Here is a 22,575-nt window from a genome sequence, read left to right as displayed (position 1 = left end):
CATGCGCCCTCGACTCACTCCTTTACTTGCTTGCGGTGTTGCCCTGCCCGCCGCACTGCTGGCCGGTGCCTGCGCCAGCCCGATCCCGCACCGCGCGTCCACCGAAGCCCCAGTCACTGACCGACAGCGCGAATTTCGTGTTCGTGAAGACGTCAGCGCGCCGCTCAACGCTGACACGGGTTGGGCCGGAACGACTGGCGAGAACGCGGCCGTCACCGCCGACCGCCCGTTTCGCCTGCGCATCGCCGCGCATGCTGGACGCGATCCGGGCGAGCGCCGCTATACCTTGTTGGTGCGACGCGCGGGGGACAGCGATTGGGCGGCGGTTGAGGCTGATGACTTCCCGGTGCCGGCAGAAGACTCGCCCACCGTGGCCATCATGGGCAGCGCGGTCTTTGCGCACGACCAGCCCACTGAACGGCTGATCGGCGCGGCCGACGCGCCTTACCGGCCCGGCGCCAGCGTGGTCCTTGAGGACCTCACCCCGGCGTGGTCCGGCAACGGCACGCGCGGCGAGTGGGAATGGCCGCTGGTGATTCGTCAGTTCGCCGACGACGTGGTGCAGGTCAGCGATGGCACGGTGTTCGAGTTCCGCTTGGGCGATGCAGAGGCGCATCCGCTGCCGGCTGACACCTGGCCGCGGTTGCGGGTCGAAGTGCCGCCCGGCCATCTGGGCGGCACCTTCGTTGAAACCCCGGTGCGCATCGGTCCATGGGAGGCGGCCAATGGCGACCTTTATTTCATCATGGAGCCCAGCGAGACCGACAACCGCTACCTGATGATGAAATCCAGCGACGGCGGCGTCCGTTGGGCCGAGGTTGATGCCCGCCATCGCCCGCCGGTAAACGATCTGGAAGGCGTGGCGTCGGTGCAGGCAGGCGCGCTCATCCACCAACTGCACCAGACCTCGGAAGCCGTCTGGTACTACCGCTTTGCCACCTCGGATCACCCAGAGACGCCGGACCGCTGGCTCATCCAGGCCGAGCTGGTCGCCACCCCGCAAGAGCCGCCCACCCAATACGTCGACGTGGCGGTGCGCAGCGACGGCAGTCTTGTCGCCCTGTATGGCGGGCCGGACCGCGTGCATCTGAAAACCCGCACCTCGGGCGGTCAGTGGGGTGAGGAGACCGTGCTCGACGCAGAGGTCGGCCCAGCGCTCTCAGGCCCCAAGCTCGTGCGGGGTGCCAAAGATCAGGTCCACCTTGCCTACACCGGCAGTGATGGCAGCGCGTGGCTGCGCCGCCTGTCGCCCGACGGGAACCTGACCCCGCGCGTCCAGGTTGCCGAGGGTCTGGGCACCACGGAAAACGACGTGGGCTCCGTCTTGCCGCTGGTGTATCTGCCGGAGGCACGCGCCGTCGCGCTGGTCTATCGCCGCGCCAACGGTGAACTGTGGTCGCGCCTTGCACACGACGACGGCCGGCTGGACGCACCGCTGCGGGTGTCGGAACGCAGAGCGGCGCAGAACACCGTGGATTCGGACCAGACTGCCGCAGACCTCATCGCGCACGATGGACGCTTGCACCTGCTGTTCGTCGACGCTGACAGCGGACTGCTTTATCACGCCCACGGCAACGGCCATGCGCCGTGGACACCCGCCGTGGCGGTACCCGGCAACTTGCTGGCGCAGTGGGTGCGCGGCAATGCACTCACCCGGCAGGGCACGTCGCCGGTCTATGGCTTTGTTTACGACGCCGGGTCGGACGGCGGCGGCGGCTTCAACCGCTTCGCCACCCTTCCGCTGGAATGAAGCGGACCCGGTCGCCGCTCAGCGCGGCGGCCGGCCCAAAACCGCGTCGGTGTGTTCACCTAGCCTCGGGCTGTCGCCGCCGGTGGGCGCGGCGTGGCTGAAGCGGATGGGCAGGCCGAAGGCGGGCTTGCCGCCCACGTCTTCGACAAAACCGCGCGCCGTCACCTGTTCGTTGAGCAGGGCTTCGTCCAGCGTGTAAATGCCGCTGACACAGGTGTCTTCGTGGGCCAGCAGCGCTTCCCACTCGTCGCGGGTGCGGGTCTTGATCAATGCCTTGAGCGCGTCACGCAGCGGCTCGCCTTTGGGGCCGGGCACCATCGGCAATTTCAGCAGGTCTTGCGCGCCGGCCAATTCCAGCGTGCGCTTGAAGAACTTCGGCTCCAGCGCGCCCATGGCCAAATGCTTGCCGTCGCAGGTTTCGTAGATGAAGTAGTTGGGCAGTCCACCGCCGAGAAAATCATGGCCGCGCGGCGGGGTGGCGCCCATGGCGCGGCGCGTGCCCAGCGCTGCCATCTGCAGCGCCATGGTGCCGTCCATCATGCCGACGTCAACCATCGTGCCCTGCCCTGATGCCTGTGCGCCGATGACGGCGCCGAGGATGCCCACCGCGCAGGTCAGTGCCCCACCGGCAAGGTCGGCGAACTGCACATTGCCCTGCACCGGCGCACCGCCCGCCACCGCGTTCTGGTCCAGCTCGCCGGCGTAGGCGCGGTAATTCATGTCGTGCCCCGGGCGGTTGGCGTAGGGCCCGGTCTGGCCATAGCCGGTGAGCGCCGCGTAGACCAGCTTCGGGTTGCGGGCACGCAGGGTGTCGTAGTCGCAGCCCAGCTTTTTCATCACGCCCGGACGAAAGGATTCGAGCACCACGTCAGCGGTATCGGCCAGCTTCCGGAAGGCTTCAGCGTCTTCCGGTTTGCGTAGATCGAGCACCACCGACTGCTTGCCGCGATTCACCAGGGTGAACAGCTCGGCCGACATGTCGCGCGCATAGTCGCCAACCCCCGGCTCTTCAATCTTGATCACCTCGGCGCCCATCTGCGCCAGATAGAACGAGCAGAACGGGCCGGGTAGCAGACGGGAGACATCGAGAATACGGATGCCCTTGAGCAAGGGATTGAGCGGAGGGTTCTGGGACACGGGCTGGATCTCTCTCGGTGATGAGTGTGGCAACAGCAAAGTCAACCGCTTTTAACGCAAAGGCGCAAAGGGAAAAGAGAGGACGCGGAGAAAGAAGATTTAAGAGATGTGGCTTGACCTTATTTCTTTGCTTTTCTTCGCGTCCTTGCTTGGCTGTTCTTTGCGCCTTTGCGTTGAACGCTTTTCTTGCCTCTAAAGCGTACGGGCGATGAGCTCCTTCATGATCTCATTGGTGCCGCCATAGATGCGCTGCGCGCGGGCATCGATCCAGGCGCGGGCCACCGGGTATTCCAGCATGTAGCCGTAGCCGCCGTGCAGTTGCACGCAGTCGTCGATGACCTTGTTCATCAGATCAGACGTCCAGTACTTGGCAATCGCCGCGTCTTCAACACCGAGCTTGCCGGCCAGGGTCATCTCAAGGCAGCGGTCCACATAGACTCGGGCGATGGCCAGTTCAGACTTCATCTCGGCCAGCTTGAAGCGGGTGTTCTGGAAGCTGGCGACCGGCTTGCCGAACACCTTGCGACTGCGGGTGTACTCCAAGGTGTGTTTCATGGCGGCCTCGGCACCGGCGACCGAGGTGATGGCGATGATCAGGCGCTCCCAGGCCAGTTCCTTCATCAACATGATGAAGCCCATGCCCTGCTGGCCCAGCAGATTGGCCTTGGGCACGCGCACGTCGTTGAAGAACAGCTCGCAGGTGTCCTGCGCCTTCATGCCGACTTTCTTCAGCGGCTTGCCCTTGGTGAAGCCGGGGCTGCTGGCTTCGACCAGCAACAGCGAGATGTCTTTGGCGCCTTCACCGCTGTTGCCGGTTTTGGCCACCACAACGACAAGATCGGACAGATAACCATTGGTGATGAAAATCTTCGAGCCGTTGAGCACGTAGTCATCGCCATCAAGCACGGCCGTGGTCTTGACGCCCTGCAGGTCAGAGCCCGTGCCGGGCTCGGTCATCGCAATGGCACCCACCATTTCGCCGGAGGCCAGCTTCGGCAGGTACTTCAATTTCTGCTCGTGATTGCCGAAGTTGTTGATGTACGGCGCCACGATGTCGGAGTGGAGCGCAAAACCAACGCCCGAATCCCCGGCGTAGGACTGCTCTTCCATCAGGATGGTGCTGTAGGTGCGGTCCACGCCCAGGCCGCCGTATTCCTCGGGCATGGTCACGCACAACAGGCCCAGCTCGCCGGCCTTGTTCCACAAAACGCGGTCAACGTGTTGCTGCTCGTCCCAGGCGTCGCGGTTGGGCACCACTTCGGTTTCGAAGAAGCGGCGGACGGTCTTGCGAAAATCTTCGTGCTCAGCGGTGAACAGGGTGCGGGGAATCATGGGCGACCTCGGATCTAAGAAAGGAGAAATGAACGATTGGAATGCGCGTATATTTACATACCGTCCGGATCGTATGTTGAAAATCATGACAAGCCCCCCCGCACCGCGCATCGCCGAACGCCCCGCGCCCCGACGCCGCCAGGCCGACCGCAGCGCCGACACCCGGCGGCGCCTGCTGGATGCCACCGTGACCTGCCTGGCCCGGCACGGCTACCAGGGCGCAACCCTGGCGATGATCGTCGCCGAGGCCGGTGTCTCGCGCGGCGCGCAGGTGCATCACTTCGGCTCGCGTCAGCAGTTGATGCTGGAAGCCGCCGAGGACCTGTTTCGCCAGGTGTACCGTGACCTCGGCAACGTGCTGCTGGCCCTGCCCGACCCCGGCGGTCGCCTCAAGCAAACCGTGACCGGCGCCTGGGACCAGCTGTTCAGCGGCGAGCGTTTTCTCGCCTACCAGGCGCTGCTCACCGCCAGCCACCAGGACACCGAACTGGCCGCCGCGCTCGCCACCTTGCTGGTACGTGTGCGCATGCAGTACGAGCCCGCCGTCGATCACTACTTTGCCGCCGCGCCAGGCGCCGTGGTGAAGCCGCGCACGGTGTTCGTGCAACTCGCCTGCTTTCTGCACGGGCTTGCGGCGCAGTCGCACCTGGCGCCCGACCCGGCGCTGCTGCGCTATCAACTGGAGGCCTACGCGCAACTCATGGGCAGCCAGCTCAGGGTACGAAAGAATGTCTCGACGCGGCCGCCCAGGGCCGGTCCACTCGCCTGAATCTCAGCCGGGCAGCGCGACGACCGGCTTCAGTCCAAGCTTCTTGGCTTTGCGCGCAAAGCCGCGATCGTCAAAGGTGACCACGCCTTCGCAGCCGTGGCTCAACGCCCAATGCAGCGCATCAGCAAAGTCCAGACCGCGCGTCGCTGCCTGTAACGCCCGATGGACCTCAGCAGACGACTCCACGGCAAATGCCGGGCTGCCGTTCAGATGCGCGATCACCTTCAGCACCTTGGCCTGCGGCATGTCGTAGGCGCTTGCCAGCACCCAATACAACTCCTGCACCACGGTCACGGGCACGAAGCAGGGCGCCTGCGCTTGCAGCCAGGCCAGCGCGCGACGGCTCTGCTTTTCGTCGTCCCGGGTGTAGTAGCGCACCAGCAGATTGGTATCGACGGCCCACATCAGCGGCGCCTGGCGCCGAATGTCGCGCGTACGGCATCACGCATCTCGGCAGGCGTGCGTGCAGGTCCATTGTGCGCGGCCAGACCCAGCCCGCCTTCCAGCGACAGCGCGATGTCGTCACCGCTCGGCGCCCTTTGCACCCGCATGTGCAGGCCCTGCGCATCTTCGGCAAACGAAACGAGCGTGCCTTCGCTGATTCCCAGACGATCGCGCAGCGGCTTGGGAATCACCACTTGTCCCTTGCTCGAGACCAAGACGTTGAACATGACGTATTCCTCTCGGTAAGACGTTCGGTAAGACTATCACCCAGGCCTATCCGAACCAAGCCTCGCTGCGCTCAGAGTATCGATGGGCAGATATTTACAATGCGCAGATGAACATTCTCATCCTCGGCGCCGGCGGCATCGGCGCCTACTTCGGCAGCCGGCTCATCCCTGCGGGGCACGCGGTGTCGTTCGTCGTACAGGGCGAGCACGGTGCGGCCTTGACGGCGACGGGCCTGCGTCTTGAACACCCCCATCACCACTACCACGGCCAGGTCACCACGCTGTCAATGTCCGACCTGACCGCCGCGCGGCTTGACGACTTCGACGTGGCGCTGATCTGCGTCAAGGCCACGGCCACCCGCGACGTGGCCGCAGCGCTGGCACCTGCCCTCGCCGCCTTGCCGCCTGACGAGGGGCCCCTGCTGGTGTCGCTGCAGAACGGCGTCGACAACGAGGCCCAACTGGTCGAAGTGCTCGGCGCGTCCCGGGTCGCTGCGGGGCTGACGCGGCGCATCGGCGCCCACATTGTCGAGCCCGGCCTGGTACGCGCCACCGGGCCCTGCGAAACCATCATCGGCGCATGGCCGAACGCGCGTGAGGGCCTGGCCGACCGCGCCCGCATGGATCAACTGGCCAGGGTGTTCACCGCTGCCGGCATTCCCACCGAGATCAGCGATGAGATGCACACCGAGCTGTGGCGCAAGCTGATCATCAACAATGGCGTGAACCCGCTGGCCGCGCTGCTGCAAGTCGAAACCGGTGTGCTGACCGGCGATGCCGAGATGACGAAGATGGTCCATCACCTGATGGCCGAAGCGGGCGTGGCGGCGCGCGCCGACGGCGTGCACCTGGACGCCGCTGCGGTCGACGCGATGCATGAGCTGATCTCGACTTTCGACTCCATCAAGCCATCAATGCTCATCGACCGCGAGCGCGGCCGCTTGCCGGAACTCGACGCCATCTGCGGGCCGGTCATCCGCCGCTGTGAACAGCAGGGGCTGGACGCGCCCTACACCCGCAGCATCGCCACGCTGCTCGGCTGGGCACTGCGATGATCGAGGCCGTGCTGGGCGTGACGGTGCCGATCTTCCTGATCGTCGCGGTCGGCTACGTGTACGGCCGCTTTCACGCCGACGGTATCGACTTCGTCAACCGCATCAACCTGACGCTGTTCATTCCGCCGCTGCTGTTTTTCGTGCTCAGCGAAAAAATTCCGGCTGACCTGGCGTGGGGCGGCATCGTCATCGGCGCCGCCATCGTGGTGATCGGCTCGGGCCTGCTGGCGTGGCCGGTGGCGCGGCTGCTGAGCATGCCGGTGAAGGCGCTGGTGCCGACGGCGATGATGAACAACTGCGGCAATCTCGGCCTGCCACTGACCCTGCTGGCCTTCGGCGAAGCAGCGTTGCCGCTGGCCGTCGTGACCTTCGTCGTCTACGTGGCGCTGCACTTCACGGTGGGCATCTGGCTGGTCAGCGGCCGGCTCGACCTCAAGCTGAGGGTGCGCAACCCCATCGTCATCGCCACCGCATTGGGCTTTGGCTTTTACCTCACCGGACTGCACGCCCCGGCGATGATTCTGCCGGGCATCGAAATGCTCTCGCAGGTGGCGATTCCGCTGATGCTCGTGGCTTTGGGCGTCCGCCTCACCGAGGTCGACCTTGAGCATTGGCGCATCGGCCTGATCGGCGCCGCGCTGGCGCCTGCCACCGGCATCGTCTGCGCGCTTGCCGCGATCTGGCTGCTGGATCTGGACACCGTCACCGCCGGCGTCCTGCTGCTGTTCGGCGCCCTGCCCCCGGCGGTGATGAACTACCTGATCGCCGAACGCTACGACGCCAGCCCCGCTGAAGTGGCCACCATCGTCAGCTTCGGCAATATCGCGGCGCTGGCGGTGATTCCCGCCGTATTGTTCTTTATCCTCTGAGCGGCACACCCCGGTGGACACTAGGATGCGCACCCGTCAGGTCATGCTGATCTCAGCCGCGACCGAAGCAATAACGGCACTGCACTGCCAAGGAACGTCATGAGTCTGGAACGGTTGGTTTATGCGAGTCGCGCCACCTTCGCCCTTTCGAGAAGCGGGATCGAACCTGAGGTGGGGCGCATCCTGATGCAGTCACGGCGGCACAATCCGCGCCGCGGCCTCGTTGGCGGCCTCTATTTTGGCGACGGCCATTTCTTCCAGTGCCTCGAAGGTGAAGCGGCTGCCATCGACAAGCTGATGGCACTGCTGGCCACCGACCCGCGCCACACCGAAATCACCGTGTTGCGGCGCGATCCGATTACCGAAAGCACCTTCGCAGGCTGGGGCATGAAGTATGTGCCCAACGCCACCGAGGTGAAGCGACTGCTGGCACAGCATGGCCAGAACCGATTTGATCCCGCCACCTTCCCGGAGGCCATGACCACCGCCATGGTTGAACTGATGCGGCGCGGCCCGGACGGCACACCGCCCGGTGCCATCGACCCCGCAGCGCAGCCCCACGCCAGGGGCCAAGATCGGGTGGCACGCGGACTTGGCGCGGTCGCCCTGCTGATCTCACTGCTGGCGCTGGCGATCTCGCTCGTCGGGTAAAGAGCACCTGGATTGCGGCGTCTGTCAACTGTCGGCGTCGCGGCGTCAGGCGGCCAGATCCGGCGACACCGCCCCGAGCGGGTCCTCGCCAAACCGGTTGGGCCCGGACGTGCCCTTGATGAAGCCGTTGAACACCAGCGCGATGATGCCGCCGACCAGGGGGATCAGTCCGATCAAGGCCCACCAGCCACTCTTGTCGACATCGTGCCAGCGCTTGATGGCCACGCAGATCGATGAAAACAGCGTCGCCAGAATAAACAGCGTGCTCAGGATGCCGCTCAGACCGATCACCGACTCAACCAGCGACACGACGATGTACGCCGCGAGATAGACCAGAAAATAGGCCCAGAACCGCTGGCGGTTGATGCGGCCTTCCCAGGTCAGCAGAAAGTCCTTGGTCAACACTTCGGCAAAGTTCATGTTCGACTCCTCGTTGAAGATGCGCCGCAAAATCCGTTGCCGCCAGCAACGCCCCGATTGCGACATGGCCCGAGTGTCGCGCGATTTGGCGCCGCCAGGGAAGCGCTGATCAAGTCTCACGTCTGCGCCGGAGGTCATTTTGAAGCAGGGCGAGGCGCGAGGGGTGCGGCGTACAGGTGTACGCAAACCCCGAGCAACGACGACCCTGCTTCAAAATGGCCCCGGCCCTTCGGGTTGCGGCCCAAATCGCGCCATGCGGCGTCAATCGGCGTTTATTTGGAATGATCACAAAACCGCAGGGAGCGGTTTTGCGCGACAGCCCCGAAGGGGGGAAGCACAGGGATGTGCTGACCAAACTTCACGCCTCTTTACCTTGCCTGGCGCGATTTGGGACTCGCAACGCAGGCGCGCGACTTGATCAGCGCTTCCCTAGTGTCATTTAACAAAAGTTCATAGAACGATTATGAGTGACCGTTGTCCATCTTCCCTGACTTGAGGGAGGATGCGGAGATGACGGGACGCAAACCCATTGGGCTGGAGCTGACACCCACCGAGCAATCGGAGTTGGAGCAGTGGGCTCGTCGTCGCAAGACGCCGTCGGCGGACAAGCAGCGTGCGCAGATCATTCTGGGGTGCAGCCTTGGATTGTCGGGCCGCGAAGTGGGACAGCGCTGCGGGGTGACGACGCAAACCGTGTCGAAGTGGCGGCGGCGTTTTGAGCAGTACCGGATCGCGGGATTGAGCGATGCGCCGCGCACGGGTCGACCGCGCACGATTAACGACGACAAAGTGTCGGAAGTCATTGAGAAGACTTTGCATAGCCGTCCAGCCAAGGCGACGCACTGGTCGACGACTTTGATGGCCGAAGAGACTGCCCTCAATGCCATGGCAGTCAGCCGCATCTGGCGCGCCTTTGGGCTCAAGCCGCACCGGCTGGAAACCTTCAAGTTGTCGACCGATCCGCACTTTGTTGACAAAGTGCACGACATCGTCGGTCTGTATCTGAATCCGCCAGATCGTGCCTTGGTGTTGTGCGTTGATGAAAAAAGCCAGATTCAAGCCCTGAACCGTACCCAACCTGGCTTGCCGTTGCGTTTCGGGTCTGCCGAAACCACGACCCACGACTATGTGCGACACGGCACGACGACCTTGTTCGCAGCGCTGGATATCGCCACCGGCGAAGTCATTGGTCGCTTGCACCGGCGGCATCGCAGTGCGGAGTTCCTGGCGTTCCTGCGCGCACTGGATCGTGAGGTGCCCAAGCACCTCGATATTCATCTCATTCTCGACAATTACGGCACGCACAAAACCGAAGCGGTCCGCGCTTGGTTTGCCGCCAGACCGCGCTATCACCTGCACTTCACCCCGACCTCAGCTTCCTGGCTCAATCTGGTAGAACGCTTTTTCTCGCTGTTGTCACAGCGGTGGATCAAACGTAACGCCCACACCAGTACCAACGACCTTGAGCGATCCATCCGCCACTACCTCAAAACCTACAACCAGGACCCCAAACCCTTCGTATGGCGCAAATCCGCCGATGAAATCATCTCGGCTATCGCCCGCCTCTCTGATCGAATCAATAATAAAGTGAACTTTTGTTAAAGGACACTAGTGTCATTTAACAAAAGTTCATAGAACGATTATGAGTGACCGTTGTCCATCTTCCCTGACTTGAGGGAGGATGCGGAGATGACGGGACGCAAACCCATTGGGCTGGAGCTGACACCCACCGAGCAATCGGAGTTGGAGCAGTGGGCTCGTCGTCGCAAGACGCCGTCGGCGGACAAGCAGCGTGCGCAGATCATTCTGGGGTGCAGCCTTGGATTGTCGGGCCGCGAAGTGGGACAGCGCTGCGGGGTGACGACGCAAACCGTGTCGAAGTGGCGGCGGCGTTTTGAGCAGTACCGGATCGCGGGATTGAGCGATGCGCCGCGCACGGGTCGACCGCGCACGATTAACGACGACAAAGTGTCGGAAGTCATTGAGAAGACTTTGCATAGCCGTCCAGCCAAGGCGACGCACTGGTCGACGACTTTGATGGCCGAAGAGACTGCCCTCAATGCCATGGCAGTCAGCCGCATCTGGCGCGCCTTTGGGCTCAAGCCGCACCGGCTGGAAACCTTCAAGTTGTCGACCGATCCGCACTTTGTTGACAAAGTGCACGACATCGTCGGTCTGTATCTGAATCCGCCAGATCGTGCCTTGGTGTTGTGCGTTGATGAAAAAAGCCAGATTCAAGCCCTGAACCGTACCCAACCTGGCTTGCCGTTGCGTTTCGGGTCTGCCGAAACCACGACCCACGACTATGTGCGACACGGCACGACGACCTTGTTCGCAGCGCTGGATATCGCCACCGGCGAAGTCATTGGTCGCTTGCACCGGCGGCATCGCAGTGCGGAGTTCCTGGCGTTCCTGCGCGCACTGGATCGTGAGGTGCCCAAGCACCTCGATATTCATCTCATTCTCGACAATTACGGCACGCACAAAACCGAAGCGGTCCGCGCTTGGTTTGCCGCCAGACCGCGCTATCACCTGCACTTCACCCCGACCTCAGCTTCCTGGCTCAATCTGGTAGAACGCTTTTTCTCGCTGTTGTCACAGCGGTGGATCAAACGTAACGCCCACACCAGTACCAACGACCTTGAGCGATCCATCCGCCACTACCTCAAAACCTACAACCAGGACCCCAAACCCTTCGTATGGCGCAAATCCGCCGATGAAATCATCTCGGCTATCGCCCGCCTCTCTGATCGAATCAATAATAAAGTGAACTTTTGTTAAAGGACACTAGTCTGCCCGTCGTCGGCCTGTGCCGGTCGGGCGCCCCTACTGGGTCCGCCGTAGCAGGCTGAGCGCCATCGCCACGATTAACAACGATCCGGCTCCCAGCACCGCCCACAGCACGATCAGCCGCCACGGCAGCGGGTCTCGCGGGGGTAACAGGCGCACGTCGCCGCCCAGTGTGCGTCGCTCGCCGGCGACGACGTTCTCCGACACCCTTTCGAAGGCGGTGCACGGCAACGATGCCGTCGCAGGCGCCTGTGCGCTGCCGTAGGCCAGCAGCCAGGGGCCCTCGCCCTGGGCCAGAAAGTGCAACCGCGCGGGTGTGTAGCCCAGCTGTAGCTGCAGGGGGGCATCGCCCAGCACCTCGGCGCCCTGGGTGATCTCGATACGCCACTGCCGGTCCTGCACGCCGGGCACGGCCAGTCCCGCGTCATCGTTGCCGGCCGTGGCGGCCGCGCCGGCCACGCGCTGGCGCCAATCGTCCCCGTCAGCCTCGCGTGAAGCGGCGCGCATCTGCAGCAGCAGGTTGGGCGCGGGCAGCTCGAAGCGCAGTCGCTGCACCGGCGCCAGCCGGTCGCTGCGGAAGCTGCGAATGTGGGGTTCGCCAAAGGGCAGCGCCTCGGCGGTGAACCAGGTCACCGGCGCCGACGCGGGCTTGTCCTCGACAGCCAGCAGTTGGGCGCCTTGCAGCCAGTCGCGCGCGCGTTCGTCCAGCGGCACCAGCCGCAGGAAGGCGTAGCGCGCCTTCGGCAACGCCAGCCGCGAACGCTCCAGCCGACCGGCGTCACCCTCGGCGCGCAGCAGCGTGGTGTGTGGCACGACGCTGCGCCAGCGGTCGAGGTCGTCGCTGGCCTCGACGCGCAGCGCCAGTTGTTGGCGGCCCTCGGGGCTTTGCCACTGCCAGTCGAGTTGCAGTTCCGACAGCGGCTCGTCGATGGCGCGCGCGTCCAGGACGTACTCGAAAGCGCCGCCCGGCGCGTCAGCGGCGGCACCTTCCTGCACTTGCAGGCGCGTGCCGTCTGCGGTGTGCACGTCCAGCCGTGTGCCTTGCGCAGCGGCGGGTGCACTGCCGGCAGGCAGGCCCCAAATGCCGGCATCCCAGGCGGTGGCATGACGCTCCAGCGGCGTCTCTGGCGCGCACAGCGCGTGCTGGACCACCGCGCCACGGGCGTCGAACACCCGCAGGTCGCGCAAGTCGCGACGGGTGACGGTGCGGTAGACCGCTTCCGGCAGCGGCAGGGCGTAGGCCTCGGCGGCCTCGGACGGCGCCAGCGTGACGCCGTAAGCGAAGTCATCCGGTTTCGGCGCTGCCTGCGCCACGCTCGGCAACAGCAGCAGTAGCAGCAGAACCAGCGCCATCATGTGCCGTCCTCCGTTGTTTCGGTGCGTCGTTTTGGCGGCAGCGGCGAGAAGTAGCCGGTGACCAGCAGCAGCGCGCCCACGCCGAGAAACGAAACAATGCGCGCCAGCGTGCCGGTGGCAGACAGGTCCACCACAAACAATTTGACGACCACCACCGCCATCAACCCGGCGCCGCACAGCCACACCGGCCGCAGACTGCGCCGCGTCGCAGTGATCATCGCGGCGAAGCCCAGCAGGCTCCAGAACAGGGACAGCGCCGCCTGCACCGGCGTCGAGTGCAGGATGCCGTCGAACAGCAATGGCGTGCCGACGGTGTAGTGCATGGCGCGAATCAACGCCGAGTTCAGCCACAGAAACACGACGGTGGCGGCCAGCGCCGGCAACCGTGCCGGGTGTCCGCCGCGCAGCCGTGTCCGCTCAACGGCCGGCAGCGCCTGCCACCACGCCGCCAGCGCCAACAGCACCAGCATCACGGCGATGTCGAGCGGGTTGAGCAGCGGCAGGTAGATGAGCAGCACCGGGTCGCCAGTGCTGTTCAGGCTGGTGACGAGCACCCACAGCACCGCCACCGCCGCCAACGGCAGCGCCGCCACGAAGCGATAAACCACGCGGTGCCGCGCCAGCGGCCAACCGGAGGCGTAGGCGCCCAGCCACAGCAGCAGCGCCGGCACCAGACCCCACGCCAGCGCGGGCCACACCCCGCCGATCTGCTGCGCCACCTGCCAGGTCAGCTCAGACGCGGCGACCAGTGCCAGCGACCACAAGCCGACGGCATGCAGCCCGGTGTCCGCACCCGGCAATGGGCGCGCGTGGTCACCATCGCGCCGGTACAGCAGCCAGTAGCTGCCCAGCCACAGCAGCGGCCACCCGAACCACGCGCCGTTCACCAGCGGATGCGTCGCGTTGAGCACGCCGAGGCTGCCGAGCAGCAGCAGCGCCGTGGCCACGAACGGTGCACTGCCAACGGCTTCGGGCCAGCGTGCCCTGCGGCCAAGCAGGTCCAGCAACAGCGCGCTGCCGGCAACAAAGGTCAGGACGACACCGGGATTCAGGTGGAACGGCACCAGACGGTCGATCTCGTTGACGCCGGCGGCGAGCCACCAGAACAAAGCCCAGAACAGGAAGGCCCAGAAAGCGCCTCTCTCATACTTCTGCAAGCGGTCGCGCGCACGCTGCAACCACAGACCGCTGAGGAAGCCGGCCACGGCCAGTCCGGCGCCGCCCAGCCAGGCGCTGTTGAGCAGCGGCATCGCTGTGCCGGTGACGTGCATCGCGGCCAGTGCGTAGTGCGCGGCGGCAGCGAGTTGCAGCAGCGCGCCGAAGGCACGCGCCAGGCGTCGATCCTGACGGATACCCAGCCACAGCAGCCCGGCGCCTTCCACCGCCCACACGGCGGCGGTGGTGCCCGGGTCGAAGGCCAGCGGAATGGCCAGACTGCCGAAAATCACGCCCAGTGCCGCGAAAGCCTCCGCCAGCAGGCGCAGGCCGGGCCGACGGGTGACCATCAGCGCCCACGCCAGCAGCAGGTAAAACAACGCAAAGCCGAAGGCACTCCACGCCAGCGCGTACGCGATGTGCGCCACCAGCGAGCCGTGCAGGGCAAAGACCACCACCGGCAGGCCAAACACCAGCGTGCCGGAGACGTAGCCCCTGAGGTTGGGCGGCTGGCGCAGGGCAAACAGCACCGAAACCGCCACGTACAGCACGAAAAACAGCAACAGGAAGGCGTCGGTGCTGACCCATTGCGCCGTCGTGTAGCCGGTGCCGCGCCACAACGCACTGACGCCGAAGGTGAACACGAAGCCCACCAGGTTGAGCGCGCGCCAGGCGCGGGCCCAGGCCACCGCGAACACGCCCAGGTTGAGCACCGTGTAGTAGGCGAACAGCGCGATGTGATCGCCGGCATCGCTGGCGGCGAGCAGCGGCGCGGCGAAACCGCCGGCAAAGCCGATCACGGCCAGTGCCTGCGCCTTTTGCGTCACGGCCAGGACCGCCGCCGCCAGCGACACCGCCGCCATCAGCGTCAGCGCGATGCCGGGCGGGATCAACTGGTACAGCCGCAGCGTGGCGTACACGGTGAGGTACAACGCCGCCACGCCGCCGCCCTGCAGGGTCAGCGCATACACCCGCTGGCGATCGCGCAGGCGCCAGCCCAGACCCAGCAGCAGCATCGCGCCGGTCGCCACCGCCGCCAGCCGCAGCTCCAGCGGCAGCAGCGCGTGATCGGCGGCGTACTTCACCAGAAAGGCGCCGCCGATGAACAGGATGACGATGCCGACGCGGGCGATGGGGTTGCCGCGCTGGAACCAGGCGCGGACATGGCGCAGCCCGCGCGTGGCGAAATGGTCCGGGCGCGGCGCCGGTGCCGGTGCCGGTGCGGACAGGGGTTGGGGAACGCCGGGGGATGGTGGCGGCTCGGGCGCCTGTTCGGGTGCAGCGGTGGAGGGCGGGTCGGCGGGGGTTGCGACGGCGGCTGCGGGGACATCCGGCCGAGTGCTGCGGCCCAAGAGGGCCAGCATGCGCCGCTCACTCTGGGCCAGGGCGCGGTTAACGGCGCTGAGCAGCGACCAGGCAAAGGCCCCCAGCGCGCCAATCAGCGCGAACGTGCTGACGCCCCCGTGGCCGAGTAACACCCCGACCAAGCCCAGCAGCAGCGCGCCGACGCCTGCACTGAGCAGCGCACCGAAGACCGCTGGTCCAACATTCACGGCCGACGGCGATGCCGGGCTCGGGTTTTCCATGGCGCCCCTTTACCCATCCCTTCAGTTGAACAGCACCACCTGCCGCACCGCCGCACCGCGTGCCAGCCGGTCGAAGCCTTCGTTGAGCTCATCCAGTGCCAGCGTATGGGTCAGCAGTCGGTCGACCGGCAGCCGTCCGGCGCGATACAAGGTCACGTAGCGCGGCAGGTCACGCGAGGGCACGCAGGAGCCCATGTACGACCCTTTCAGCGTGCGCTCTTCGGCGACCAGACTCACCGCCGACAGGCTGAGCATGCGGCTGGGGTGTGGCAGGCCAACGGTAATGGTGGTGCCGCCGCGTCGGGTGGCGTGATAGGCATCGGCCAACACCTGTTCGTGGCCGACGGTTTCGATGGCGATGTCGACCCCACCTGTCACCGCCGATTTGATCTGATCAACAACTTTTGCATCCGGCCCGGCCTGAAAGGTATGGCTGGCACCAAGTTCACGCGCCAGCGCCAGCTTGTCGGGATTGACGTCGATGGCCACCACCGGTTGCGCGCCCGCCGCCACGGTACCGAGCAAGGCCGCCAAGCCGACGCCGCCCAATCCGAAGATGGCGACGCTCTGTCCGGCGCGCAGTCGCGCCGTGTTGACGACGGCGCCGACGCCGGTCATCACCGCGCAGCCGAACAGCGCGGCAATCTCGAAGGGCAGCGCCGGGTCGATCTTCACCGCCGAGTGTTGCGACACCACGGTGCGTTCGGCAAAACCCGACACGCCCAGATGATGGTTGAGCGCATCGCCCTGCCCGGTCGAAAACGGTTGCGTACCGCCCAGCAGTTTCCCCGCAACATTGGCGGCGGCGCCCGGCTCGCAGAGCGCTGCGCGGCCGCTGGCGCAGGGCTCACAGTGTCCGCACACCGGTACGAAGGAAAACACCACGTGATCACCCGGCGCAAAGCGCGTCACGCCCGGCCCGCAGGCTTCGACGATGCCGGCGGCCTCGTGGCCGAGCACCATGGGCATGACGCGCGGCCGCGAGCCGTCGATCACCGACAGGTCGCTGTGGCACAACCCGGCGGCGCGCACGCGAATCAACAGCTCGCCCTCGGCGGGCGGGGCCAGATTCAGCGTCTCGATGACCAACGGCTTGGACTGCGCATAAGGGGCCGGCAAGCCCATCTCGCGCAGCACGGCGGCACGGGTGGTGATCATGGCCGCGGTGGACACAGGGCTTCGAGCACCTGCCGGAGGGCATCGTGCGGCGGACACGGGCGACGGCCCTCACGGTCTACGAACACGTGGATGAAGTGCCCCTCGGCAGCCGGCACATCGCATCCCACCTTGAACAGCCCCAGTTCGTAGCGGGCACTGGTGCGGCCCAGATGACCGACACGCAGCCCGGCCTCGATAGTTTCGGGAAACGAAAACGAGTCGTGGAAGCGGCACTGCGATTCCACGCACAGACCGATGATCTCGCCGCCGTGCAGGTCCAGTCCGCCCGCTGCGATCAGGTGCTGATTGATCACCGTGTCGAAGGCGCTGTAGTACTCGACATTATTAAGATGACCGTAGATGTCGTTGTCCTTCCAGCGGGTTTCGAAGCGCGCGAAATGCACGTAATCGAGGCGCCGCGTCTGGATGCGCGACATCGTTATTTGTGGCTCTTGAGCAAGGCGCCGACCTTGTCGATGTAAGCCTGCTGCGCCTTGTCGGATGAGGTCCCGGACAGCTTGGCCCACGCGTCGTGCTTGGCACGGCCCACCATGTCGAGCATGCCGGGGCGCTTGCCCTGCACATCCCCCTCGGAGGCCTGCTTGAAGTGCGCGTAGAGGAACAACATGTCGTCATTGCCGGGGCGTTTTGTCAGGGTCTTGACGTCGATCTGGGCTTGCACGAAAGCGGGTTTGATGTCGGCCATTTGCGGCTCCTTTCCAATCATTGAAAAAATCGTGATGGCCGGTTTATAGCACGGCCCATCCGCCTCACTGCTCGCCCGGCAACCGACGCACATAGTCCACAAAGTCAAAGGCAAGCGAGTGTTTTTCATCCGCCGCGTGATGGCTGCGCGACACCTCTCGCCACTGCGCCGCGTCCAGCTCGGGGAACCAGGTGTCGCCCTCTGGCGCGCCATCAACCTCGGTGAGATACAACCGCGTCGCATGGGGCAGCAGCGTCGCGTAAAGCGCGCCACCGCCAATCACCCAGACCGCATCACCTTGCGGATTTGCGAGCGCTGCGTCGAGTTGGCCAAAGACATTTGCGCCGTCCGGCTTGAACGCCTCGTCGCGGCTCAGCACCCGGTTGTCACGGCCCGGCAGCGGACGGCCCAGTGACGTCCAGGTTTTGCGGCCCATCAGAATGGTTTGCCCCAGGGTCAGGGCCTTGAAGCGCTTGAGGTCGTCCGGCAGGCGCCACGGCAGATCGCCGGCCACGCCGATGACGCGGTTGCGGCCGAGCGCGGCGATCAAGTGAATCGGGGTTGGCACAGGGGGGCCTCTGGCGGGTATTCGTGGCGGCATTTTAGGGCAGCACGTTGGGGGCTCGGTGTGAAAGGCTGGCGTTATTGGGTTTCACCGACAGCACCGCCGGTTTTGAGGGCTCAGTGGCCGGGACTGCCCCCGGCGGGGCAGTTCCTTTCTTTGAACAGACAAAGAAAGGAACCAAAGAAATCTGCCCACCTGCCGTGCCCCGCTAACGCGGGGTTCCCTGTGCTTCTCGCAACGGAGGGGATTCGCGGAACTCGCTGCGCTCAGACAACCGCGAATCTGATCCCTCCGCTGCTGCGATGCTCGGCACGGCAGAAGGGGAAGGAAAAGCGAAAAGCGCTTACCGCTTTTGACGTTCTCCCCCTTTGTTCCGGCCGAGCATCGCAGCAAGCGGCGAAAAGGCGGGCGCTTGTCTGAGCGCAGCGAGTTTGCGCCCGCCCGCCGATTGCGAGTAGCGCAGGGGACTTTTGGGCAACGCCCAAAAGCCGGAACGTTGGGCGCCCTTTTTTGCTTACTTTTCTGGGCGACAGAAAAGTAAGTGCCCCGCCGGGGGCAGTCCCGGCCTCTGAGCCCTCAAAACCGGCGGTGCCGGTCATGAAACCCAGCCCACCAGCAGGCCCATCAAAACCGGCGGTGCAGGTTTTGAAACCAACACCGGCCCACCAACCTCAGTCCAGCAAGCTCAAACCGCCACCGGCGCCTTGATATGCGGATGCGCCTCGTAGCCCTCGAGCTGAAAGTCTTCCAACCGAAACCCAAACAGGTCGGTGACATCCGGATTGAGGCGCATCGTCGGCAGCCGGAACGGCACGCGCGACACTTGCTCACGCGCCTGGTCCAGATGGTTGGCGTAAAGGTGACAGTCGCCGCCGGTCCAGACAAAGTCTCCGGGTTGCAGCCCGCAGACCTGCGCGATCATCAGGGTCAGCAGCGCGTAGCTGGCGATGTTGAACGGCACGCCGAGAAAGATATCGGCGCTGCGCTGGTAGAGCTGGCAGGACAATTTCCCGTCCGCGACATAGAACTGGAACAGCGCGTGGCAGGGCATCAGCGCCATCTGGTCCAACTCGCCGACGTTCCACGCCGAAACGATCAGGCGGCGCGAATCGGGGGTGTTGCGAATCTGCTCGACCAGTTGCGTGATCTGGTCAATCTGCCGTCCGTCCGGCGTCGGCCAGTTGCGCCACTGCTTGCCGTAGACCGGGCCGAGATTGCCATCCGCATCGGCCCACTCGTCCCAGATTCGCACGCCATGCTCTTTCAGGTAGGCGATGTTGGTGTCGCCGCGCAAGAACCACAGCAACTCGACGATGATCGACTTCAGGTGCAGCTTCTTGGTGGTGACCAGCGGGAAGCCGCAGGCCAGATCAAAGCGCATCTGGTGGCCGAAGATCGAGCGCGTACCGGTGCCGGTGCGGTCGGTCTTGGGCGTGCCCTCATTGAGCACCTTGCGCATCAGCTCAAGGTAGGGCTGCACGTCAGGCGCCTTTTTGACCGAAGACGGCCGGGCGTTGGTAAGCGATCAGCATGATCACCGCGCCGGCCACCACCATCGGCAGGCTTAACTGCATGCCCATCGTGAACCAGTCGCTGCCGTAAAGGTAACCGATGTGGTCGTCGGGCAAGCGCACGGTTTCCACCAGCGAACGGAACACACCGTAGAGCACCAGGAACAGTCCCGAGACCGCCATGCGGGGGCGCGGGTTCTTGGCAAACCACCACAGCACGACGAGCATCACCACGCCTTCCAGCAGAGCTTCGTAGAGCATCGACGGGTGGCGTGGCTCGGGGCCCGCACCCGGAAACACCATGCCCCACGGCAGGGTGGTGGGCGCACCGTAGAGTTCACCGTTGATGAAGTTGCCGATGCGACCGGTGAGCAACCCCACCGGGATCAACGGCGCGGCAAAGTCGGCGATGTCGAACACGTTCAGATGCTTGGCTTTGGCAAACCAGAAATAAGCGACGACAACCCCGATGAGGCCACCGTGGAAGCTCATGCCACCTTCCCAGATGCGCAGCAGCATCAGAGGGTCCGACAGCAGTTGCTCGAACCCGTAGAACAGCGAGTAGCCCAGCCGCCCGCCGATGATCACGCCCATGACGATGTAGAACAGCAGGTCGGTAACCTGGTCGCGCGTCCAGCCGATGTGCGGCTGCTTGGCGCGCTGCGTGCCCAGCCACCAGCCCACATAAAAGCCGACGAGGTACATCAGCCCGTACCAATGCACGCTGATCGGGCCCAGCTGCAGGGCGACGGGATCGAAACCGGGGTGGGTCAACATGGCGTGATGATAGCCGCTGAATCAGGCAGTTTGATGACCATCCTCAGAAGACGCGAACCACCAGCGCCTTCAGGTATCGGGTTTCGGGAATGGCCGGGTGGACCGGATGATCCGGTCCCTGGGCGCCGCTTTCGAGAATCTGCAGGCGCCGGTCAAGCTTGCGCGCCTCACGCAACAACACCCGTTGCAGCTCGGCCGGCTCAAGGTGATGCGAGCAGGAACAGGCGATCAGAATGCCGTCGGCACCCAGCACCTGCATCGCGGCGCGGTTCAGCGCGGCGTAGTGCTCCAGCCCCTTTTCATGATCGCGCTTGCGCTTGATCAGTGCGGGCGGGTCGACCACCACGGTGTCGAAACGCTGGCCATCGGCCTTGAGCGTGCGCAGCAGATCCATGGCCTCGCCCTGGCGGGTTTCGACCGTCAGGTTGTTGGCCTTGCCACTGGCCTGCGCGGCCGCGAGGGCCGCAGCGGAGCTGTCCAGGCACACCGCTTCGGTGGCACCCGCCTCCAAGCCACGCAGCGCCCAACCGCCGGCGTAACTGAACACGTCGAGCAAGCGACCGCCGCGCGCGTAGCCGGCGAAGCGGTCGCGGTTGCTGCGCTGGTCATAGAACCAACCGGTCTTCTGACCACCGGCCAGCGGCACGCTGAAACGCAGGCCGCTTTCGATCACGTCGATCTCGTCCGGCACGTCGCCGATCACCTCATCGACTTGCGGCAGACCTTCGGTCTCGCGCATTGGCAGGTCATTGCTGATGAGGATGCCGCGCGGTTTGAGCACCGTTTTCAGGGCGTCCAGCAGCGCCGGCTTGAGCAATTCCATGCCGGCGGTGGTGATCTGCACAGCCAGGATGTCGTCGAAGCGATCAATCACCAGCCCCGGAAGACCGTCAGCCTCGCCAAACACCAATCGGTAATGCGGCGTCGGATAAAGCCGTGCCCGCAAGGCAAGCGCTGCACTCAGGCGCCGGGCAAACCAGTCGGCGTCGATCTCGGCGTTGATGTCGCCGGTGAGCAGACGCAGACAGATCAGCGTGTGCGGATTGATGTACCCGGTGCCCAACGGTTTGGCACGCGCATCCAGCACCCGGCACAGCGTGCCCGGCACCAGCTTGGCGAAGTTGGGCGGCGTGACGATCTCGTTGGAGTAGACCCAGAGATGGCCAGCCCGCAGGCGTCGGTCTTCACGCGGTTTGAGTTGAACGTTGAGCATGGCGCGGGCTCCGCAAAAACAGGGGTGATCAATCGATCAGGATGGGCCCGGAAGGGCCGCAAGGGGCGCGGAGTATAGGGCTTCGTCGCGCTGCGGCCGCGCCCCTGTTGCGAGGCCCGAGATTCTCAGCCCAGTTTTACGTCGTAGCGGAACTCCTGCTTGAAGCGCGCACGAAAGTTTTCCAGCGTGAAGCGGTGATTCTGCGTGCCGGGACGTTCGATCTTGATGGCGCCCATCAGGCTGGCAATACGACCGGTGGTTTCCCAGTCCAGACCCTTGCTGATGCCGTACAGCAAGCCGCCGCGGTAGGCGTCGCCGCAGCCGGTGGGGTCGGCCAGACTCTCGGCCTTGGCCACCGGAATGCTGTACGTCTTGCCCTTGGCAATGATGTTGGAGCCCTTGCCACCACGGGTGACGATCAGCGCGTCCACCCGTTCAGCGATCTGCTTGAGCGACCAGCCGGTGCGCTTCACCAGCAACTCGGCCTCGTAGTCGTTGACCGCGACGTAACTGGCCTGGGTGATGAAGGTCTTTAACTCGTCGCCGTTAAACATCGGCAGACCCTGGCCGGGGTCGAACAGGAACGGAACGCCCGCCTCGGTGAACTCGCGCGCATGCAGCAGCATGCCGTCGCGGCCGTCCGGTGACACCGACCCAAGCTTGACGCCTTTCGGGGTCAGCTTCTGGGTGTGCGCCAGGTTCATCGCGCCCGGGTGAAAGGCGGTGATCTGGTTGTCGTCGAGGTCGGTGGTGATGTAAGCCTGCGCGGTGTAAGCGCTGTCAATCACCTTGACCAGACTCTGATCAATGCCGTTTTCAGACATCCACGCTGCGTAGGTCTCGAAGTCCTTGCCGACCGTGCCCATCGGCTTGGCGTCGCCGCCCAGCAGATGCAGGTTAAAGGCAATGTTGCCAGCGCAGCCGCCAAACTCGCGGCGCAATTCGGGCACCAGGAACGACACATTGAGAATGTGTACCTTGTCCGGAAGGATGGCATCTTTGAATTGACCTGAGTACACCATGATCGTGTCGTAGGCCAACGAACCGCAGATAACAACTGACATGAGAATCCTGTGAGACGTGATGGGGTGGTGGATGAAACGT

The 22,575-nt window shown here is 64.8% G+C and carries 22 protein-coding genes; 7 read left to right on the top strand and 15 right to left on the bottom strand.

The features are described from left to right. The first annotated feature begins 1 nt into the window (after position 1). Positions 2–1,750, top strand: coding sequence for a hypothetical protein (locus U741_RS0109055; RefSeq protein WP_052378657.1), 1,749 nt, complete (start codon positions 2–4; stop codon positions 1,748–1,750). Between the two features lie 18 nt (positions 1,751–1,768). On the opposite strand, the gene U741_RS0109050 is transcribed toward U741_RS0109055, so the two are convergent. Beyond that, positions 1,769–2,887, bottom strand: a complete 1,119-nt coding sequence (locus U741_RS0109050) for a CaiB/BaiF CoA transferase family protein (protein WP_043110246.1) — start codon at positions 2,885–2,887, stop codon at positions 1,769–1,771. A 192-nt stretch (positions 2,888–3,079) separates the two neighbouring features. Continuing rightward, the gene (locus U741_RS0109045; RefSeq protein ID WP_029890154.1) at positions 3,080–4,219 is read right to left on the bottom strand and encodes an acyl-CoA dehydrogenase family protein; all 1,140 of its coding nucleotides are present in this window, start codon (positions 4,217–4,219) and stop codon (positions 3,080–3,082) included. Positions 4,220–4,304: 85 nt separating this feature from the next. Between U741_RS0109045 and U741_RS18360 the strand changes: the two genes are divergently transcribed. Next, on the top strand, positions 4,305–4,988 hold the full coding sequence (locus tag U741_RS18360) for a TetR/AcrR family transcriptional regulator (RefSeq protein WP_152551558.1): 684 nt from the start codon (positions 4,305–4,307) through the stop codon (positions 4,986–4,988). Positions 4,989–4,991: 3 nt separating this feature from the next. Here the strand turns inward: U741_RS18360 and U741_RS0109035 are convergent, their stop codons facing one another. Together U741_RS0109035 and U741_RS0109030 are read right to left on the bottom strand one after the other, a co-directional pair. Next, entirely contained in the window at positions 4,992–5,393 is a 402-nt protein-coding gene (locus U741_RS0109035; RefSeq protein WP_029890152.1) for a type II toxin-antitoxin system VapC family toxin, read from the bottom strand. Further along, entirely contained in the window at positions 5,393–5,659 is a 267-nt protein-coding gene (locus U741_RS0109030) for an AbrB/MazE/SpoVT family DNA-binding domain-containing protein (RefSeq protein WP_029890151.1), read from the bottom strand. The genes U741_RS0109035 and U741_RS0109030 overlap by 1 nt, the downstream gene beginning before the upstream one ends. Positions 5,660–5,766: 107 nt before the next feature. Here U741_RS0109030 and U741_RS0109025 point away from each other — a divergent pair, with 107 nt between their 5' ends. The 3 genes from U741_RS0109025 (at position 5,767) to U741_RS0109015 (ending at position 8,234) form a co-directional block, all read left to right on the top strand. After that, positions 5,767–6,714, top strand: coding sequence for a ketopantoate reductase family protein (locus tag U741_RS0109025; RefSeq protein ID WP_029890150.1), 948 nt, complete (start codon positions 5,767–5,769; stop codon positions 6,712–6,714). Continuing rightward, positions 6,711–7,583 carry an AEC family transporter gene (locus U741_RS0109020; protein ID WP_029890149.1) on the top strand — a complete coding sequence of 291 codons (873 nt, stop codon included), beginning with the start codon at positions 6,711–6,713 and terminating at the stop codon, positions 7,581–7,583. Before U741_RS0109025 ends, U741_RS0109020 begins: the two co-directional genes overlap by 4 nt. 99 nt (positions 7,584–7,682) lie before the next feature. Continuing rightward, on the top strand, positions 7,683–8,234 hold the full coding sequence (locus U741_RS0109015; protein WP_029890148.1) for a BLUF domain-containing protein: 552 nt from the start codon (positions 7,683–7,685) through the stop codon (positions 8,232–8,234). Positions 8,235–8,279: 45 nt separating this feature from the next. Here U741_RS0109015 and U741_RS0109010 read toward each other — a convergent pair whose 3' ends face one another. Then, positions 8,280–8,654 carry a DUF805 domain-containing protein gene (locus U741_RS0109010; RefSeq protein WP_029890147.1) on the bottom strand — a complete coding sequence of 125 codons (375 nt, stop codon included), beginning with the start codon at positions 8,652–8,654 and terminating at the stop codon, positions 8,280–8,282. Between the two features lie 510 nt (positions 8,655–9,164). Between U741_RS0109010 and U741_RS0109005 the strand changes: the two genes are divergently transcribed. Both U741_RS0109005 and U741_RS0109000 read left to right on the top strand, forming a co-directional pair. Next, the gene (locus U741_RS0109005; RefSeq protein WP_029889557.1) at positions 9,165–10,256 is read left to right on the top strand and encodes an IS630 family transposase; all 1,092 of its coding nucleotides are present in this window, start codon (positions 9,165–9,167) and stop codon (positions 10,254–10,256) included. 87 nt (positions 10,257–10,343) lie between these two features. Then, complete coding sequence (locus U741_RS0109000; protein ID WP_029889557.1) at positions 10,344–11,435, top strand: IS630 family transposase; 1,092 nt, start codon at positions 10,344–10,346, stop codon at positions 11,433–11,435. A 45-nt stretch (positions 11,436–11,480) separates the two neighbouring features. Here U741_RS0109000 and U741_RS0108995 read toward each other — a convergent pair whose 3' ends face one another. The 10 genes from U741_RS0108995 to U741_RS0108950 all read right to left on the bottom strand — a co-directional run bounded on the left by U741_RS0108995 (position 11,481) and on the right by U741_RS0108950 (position 22,535). After that, on the bottom strand, positions 11,481–12,800 hold the full coding sequence (locus U741_RS0108995; RefSeq protein WP_029890146.1) for a DUF3999 domain-containing protein: 1,320 nt from the start codon (positions 12,798–12,800) through the stop codon (positions 11,481–11,483). After that, positions 12,797–15,541 (bottom strand): DUF2339 domain-containing protein, encoded by a 2,745-nt coding sequence (locus U741_RS0108990; protein ID WP_052378654.1) that lies wholly within the window; start codon positions 15,539–15,541, stop codon positions 12,797–12,799. Before U741_RS0108990 ends, U741_RS0108995 begins: the two co-directional genes overlap by 4 nt. 21 nt (positions 15,542–15,562) lie before the next feature. Continuing rightward, positions 15,563–16,696: a zinc-dependent alcohol dehydrogenase family protein gene (locus U741_RS0108985; protein WP_043110516.1), complete on the bottom strand. Its 1,134-nt coding sequence runs from the start codon at positions 16,694–16,696 to the stop codon at positions 15,563–15,565. Further along, complete coding sequence (locus tag U741_RS0108980) at positions 16,696–17,136, bottom strand: acyl-CoA thioesterase (RefSeq protein ID WP_084154762.1); 441 nt, start codon at positions 17,134–17,136, stop codon at positions 16,696–16,698. The genes U741_RS0108985 and U741_RS0108980 overlap by 1 nt, the downstream gene beginning before the upstream one ends. Positions 17,137–17,138: 2 nt before the next feature. Then, positions 17,139–17,405, bottom strand: a complete 267-nt coding sequence (locus U741_RS0108975; protein WP_029890142.1) for an acyl-CoA-binding protein — start codon at positions 17,403–17,405, stop codon at positions 17,139–17,141. A 64-nt stretch (positions 17,406–17,469) separates the two neighbouring features. Further along, positions 17,470–17,973: a dihydrofolate reductase gene (locus U741_RS0108970; RefSeq protein ID WP_029890141.1), complete on the bottom strand. Its 504-nt coding sequence runs from the start codon at positions 17,971–17,973 to the stop codon at positions 17,470–17,472. Between the two features lie 682 nt (positions 17,974–18,655). Next, a complete protein-coding gene (locus U741_RS0108965) occupies positions 18,656–19,450 on the bottom strand; it encodes a thymidylate synthase (protein WP_029890140.1) in 795 nt (264 codons plus the stop codon). 1 nt (position 19,451) lies between these two features. Beyond that, positions 19,452–20,258: a prolipoprotein diacylglyceryl transferase gene (gene lgt / locus U741_RS0108960; protein ID WP_029890139.1), complete on the bottom strand. Its 807-nt coding sequence runs from the start codon at positions 20,256–20,258 to the stop codon at positions 19,452–19,454. A 43-nt stretch (positions 20,259–20,301) separates the two neighbouring features. Beyond that, positions 20,302–21,471: a class I SAM-dependent rRNA methyltransferase gene (locus U741_RS0108955; protein WP_029890138.1), complete on the bottom strand. Its 1,170-nt coding sequence runs from the start codon at positions 21,469–21,471 to the stop codon at positions 20,302–20,304. A 125-nt stretch (positions 21,472–21,596) separates the two neighbouring features. Then, a complete protein-coding gene (locus U741_RS0108950) occupies positions 21,597–22,535 on the bottom strand; it encodes a carbohydrate kinase family protein (protein WP_029890137.1) in 939 nt (312 codons plus the stop codon). Positions 22,536–22,575: the final 40 nt, after the last annotated feature.

The organism is Polycyclovorans algicola TG408, assembly GCF_000711245.1.
In the GTDB taxonomy this organism is placed as follows: Bacteria; Pseudomonadota; Gammaproteobacteria; order Nevskiales; family Nevskiaceae; genus Polycyclovorans; species Polycyclovorans algicola.
The sequence above is the reverse complement of the archived record's forward strand: the minus strand, read 5'-3'. Positions and strand labels throughout refer to the sequence as shown.

Excerpts from the sequence above, each read along its gene's own strand:
- U741_RS0108950 (WP_029890137.1), bottom strand. The coding sequence starts at position 22,535 with ATGTCAGTTGTTATCTGCGGTTCGTTGGCCTACGACACGATCATGGTG.
- U741_RS0109035 (WP_029890152.1), bottom strand. The coding sequence starts at position 5,393 with ATGTGGGCCGTCGATACCAATCTGCTGGTGCGCTACTACACCCGGGAC.
- U741_RS0109005 (WP_029889557.1), top strand. The coding sequence starts at position 9,165 with ATGACGGGACGCAAACCCATTGGGCTGGAGCTGACACCCACCGAGCAA.
- U741_RS0109015 (WP_029890148.1), top strand. The coding sequence starts at position 7,683 with ATGAGTCTGGAACGGTTGGTTTATGCGAGTCGCGCCACCTTCGCCCTT.
- U741_RS0109010 (WP_029890147.1), bottom strand. The coding sequence starts at position 8,654 with ATGAACTTTGCCGAAGTGTTGACCAAGGACTTTCTGCTGACCTGGGAA.
- U741_RS0108955 (WP_029890138.1), bottom strand. The coding sequence starts at position 21,471 with ATGCTCAACGTTCAACTCAAACCGCGTGAAGACCGACGCCTGCGGGCT.
- U741_RS0109000 (WP_029889557.1), top strand. The coding sequence starts at position 10,344 with ATGACGGGACGCAAACCCATTGGGCTGGAGCTGACACCCACCGAGCAA.
- U741_RS0109025 (WP_029890150.1), top strand. The coding sequence starts at position 5,767 with ATGAACATTCTCATCCTCGGCGCCGGCGGCATCGGCGCCTACTTCGGC.
- U741_RS0108980 (WP_084154762.1), bottom strand. The coding sequence starts at position 17,136 with ATGTCGCGCATCCAGACGCGGCGCCTCGATTACGTGCATTTCGCGCGC.
- U741_RS0108990 (WP_052378654.1), bottom strand. The coding sequence starts at position 15,541 with ATGGAAAACCCGAGCCCGGCATCGCCGTCGGCCGTGAATGTTGGACCA.
- U741_RS0109045 (WP_029890154.1), bottom strand. The coding sequence starts at position 4,219 with ATGATTCCCCGCACCCTGTTCACCGCTGAGCACGAAGATTTTCGCAAG.
- U741_RS18360 (WP_152551558.1), top strand. The coding sequence starts at position 4,305 with ATGACAAGCCCCCCCGCACCGCGCATCGCCGAACGCCCCGCGCCCCGA.
- U741_RS0109030 (WP_029890151.1), bottom strand. The coding sequence starts at position 5,659 with ATGTTCAACGTCTTGGTCTCGAGCAAGGGACAAGTGGTGATTCCCAAG.
- U741_RS0108995 (WP_029890146.1), bottom strand. The coding sequence starts at position 12,800 with ATGATGGCGCTGGTTCTGCTGCTACTGCTGCTGTTGCCGAGCGTGGCG.
- U741_RS0109020 (WP_029890149.1), top strand. The coding sequence starts at position 6,711 with ATGATCGAGGCCGTGCTGGGCGTGACGGTGCCGATCTTCCTGATCGTC.
- lgt (WP_029890139.1), bottom strand. The coding sequence starts at position 20,258 with ATGTTGACCCACCCCGGTTTCGATCCCGTCGCCCTGCAGCTGGGCCCG.
- U741_RS0109055 (WP_052378657.1), top strand. The coding sequence starts at position 2 with ATGCGCCCTCGACTCACTCCTTTACTTGCTTGCGGTGTTGCCCTGCCC.
- U741_RS0108975 (WP_029890142.1), bottom strand. The coding sequence starts at position 17,405 with ATGGCCGACATCAAACCCGCTTTCGTGCAAGCCCAGATCGACGTCAAG.